We start from the raw sequence: 2,355 nt of genomic DNA, 5'->3' as shown, positions 1-2,355 counted from the left end.
ACGCCCTGGAACTGGCGTGAGGATCCGGGTTCCGGCGTCCAGCGCGAACCTCGGCCCCGGTTTCGACGCGCTGGGCCTGGCCCTGGCCTGTTACGACGAGATCGAGGTCGAGGTGACCGAGGGCGGCCTGAGCGTGGCCGTCACCGGTGAGGGCGCGGACTCGGTCGCCCGCGACGACTCCCACCTGGTGGTGCGGGCGTTGCGGGCCGCGGCGGACCGGCTCGGCCTCGCCCTGCCCGGAATCGCCCTGCGCTGCCGAAACACGATCCCGCACGCCCGCGGCCTCGGCTCGTCGGCCGCCGCGATCGTCGCCGGGGTCGCCGCCGGATACGCCCTGGCCGGTCAGCCCCTCGACGAGGACGCCCTGCACCTCGCCGCCGAGTTCGAGGGCCACGCCGACAACGTCGCCGCCAGCCTGCTCGGCGGCCTGGTGCTCGCCTGGCAGGAAGGTTCCCGCTATCGAGCCCTGCGCCTGCAACCCCACCCCGATCTGCATCCGATCGCGCTCATCCCGGCCGGCCGGTCCGCCACCGCCACGACCCGAGGCCTGCTCCCCGCCCGCGTCCCGCACGCCGACGCCGCGTTCTCCGCCGCCCGCTGCGCCCTCGCCGTGCACGCCCTCACGACCGACCCCGCGCTGCTGCTGCCCGCCACCGAGGACCGCCTGCACCAGGACTACCGCGAGGCGGCCTACCCGGCCACCCTCCACCTGGTCCGCGCCCTCCGCGAGGCCGGCACCCCCGCCACGGTCTCCGGCGCCGGACCCACCGTCCTGGCCCTCACCACCGACGCCAAACTCCCCGAGATCGACCTCACCGGCTTCACCCCCCACCCCCTCCCCCCGACCCACGGCGTCCAGATCACCCCATAACGAAGAGTCCTTGACAGCGCTGCCTTCCCGGCAGGCCACATCGGACCGGCCGGCCCGGTGGCCGAGATCGGTTCGCGTTGGCGGCTGTGGCCGGCATCACGTTCGACAGGCGCGGTAGGTTGGGCCGGTGCCGTGGCCGGAGTTGGCTTGAGTGCCGCTTGACCGGTGCGCAACGCCCGATTCCGGCTGGCGCAACCACTTTGTCGCCTGTCAGGCCGATGCGCGCAGTCGCACGGAACAAACACGAGGTAACCGTGGTTGTCACTGTTGAGCCACGCCGGGCCCCCGGTTGTTGCACGTTGAGTGAGGTCCGTCTACCCTCGTGGGCGTTCAGTCACCGCGCGCGCGGGCGCCCGGTGCAGTTCCCGGGGAGTTCATTCCGGGTCGCATCTACTGCAAAAGGTGTCGGCTCGGCCTGTCAGGCCTGAGTCGGCGTTGGCAGGTACCCGATGAGGTGGTGGCCGAGATACTCCGCGTTGGCGATCAAGTCGTCCGCATGGCGCGCCAGGTGGCCAAGGCTGCGGCAAAGGTCAGTCAACAACGGGGATTACGCCGTCTCGCGTTCCGTCGAGCGGCGGGTCCGCTGGTCCGCGTTGGAGGCGCGGACCGGTTAGGAAGGACATTAGTGAGCAACACTGATTTGCTGAGCAACGGTGCGGCCTCGGGCGCGGCTGGTGCCGACGCAGCGGCCGGACCGGCAACCGAGGCGCCCACGCCTCGTTCCGAGTCGGCGGACAAGGCGCAGACCAGCGCTGCCAACGGTGGCACGCCGAAGCGCCGCGCCGGCCTGACCGGCATGGTGCTCGCCGAGCTCCGTGAGTTGGCCGGTCAACTGGGCATTCCCGGCACCGCCGGCATGCGCAAGGGGGACCTGATCGCCGCCATCAAGGAGCGGCAGAGCGGGTCGAGCGCGCCGGCTGAGACGCTGCCGCTGGCCGGCATCGAGGACCGCGCGCGTCCCGCCAGGAACACCCGCCCGGCGCAGGCCAAGGAGCAGGCGCCCAAGAGCGAGCAGCCCGCCGAGGTGAAGACCGAGGCCGCCCCGGCGGAGACCGCCGAGACCGACGGCGACACCGGTCGCCGCGAGGGCAGCCGGCGCCGGCGCGGCTCCAGCCGGCCCGCGGGCAGCCCGGAACGGCCGGGCGGGGACGAGTCCCGGTCCCGCTCCGAGGACCGCCCGGACGGCCGTCAGCAGGGCGAACGCGAGCGCGGTCAGGGGGACCGCCAGGGCGGACGCCCGGACAACCGCCAGGACAACCGGCAGGACAACCGCCAGGACAACCGGTCGCAGGGCCGGTCCCAGGACCGGTCCCAGGACAGCGGCCCCGACGACGATGACGACGAGCGCGGTGGCCGGCGTGGCCGCCGGTTCCGGGACCGTCGCAGGCGCGGCAGCAGCGGCGGCGGCCGGGCCGAGGGTGGCAACAACGATACCGAGATCCGCGAGGACGACGTGCTGCTGCCCGTGGCCGGCGTGCTCGACG

2 protein-coding genes are annotated in these 2,355 nt (G+C 73.4%); both read left to right on the top strand.

Translation table 11 applies throughout. From position 1 onward, the window contains the following. Positions 1-16: 16 nt before the first annotated feature. Positions 17-871, top strand: a complete 855-nt coding sequence (thrB, locus tag VFO68_RS05520; RefSeq protein WP_325157062.1) for a homoserine kinase — start codon at positions 17-19, stop codon at positions 869-871. A gap of 625 nt (positions 872-1,496) precedes the next feature. Next, the coding region (locus VFO68_RS05515; RefSeq protein WP_325157061.1) for a Rho termination factor N-terminal domain-containing protein at positions 1,497-2,355 on the top strand (859 nt) is incomplete at its 3' end.

This window comes from Actinophytocola sp. (assembly GCF_035712165.1).
Taxonomy (GTDB): domain Bacteria; phylum Actinomycetota; class Actinomycetes; order Mycobacteriales; family Pseudonocardiaceae; genus DASYTH01.
This window is presented reverse-complemented; position numbering and strand designations above follow the sequence as displayed.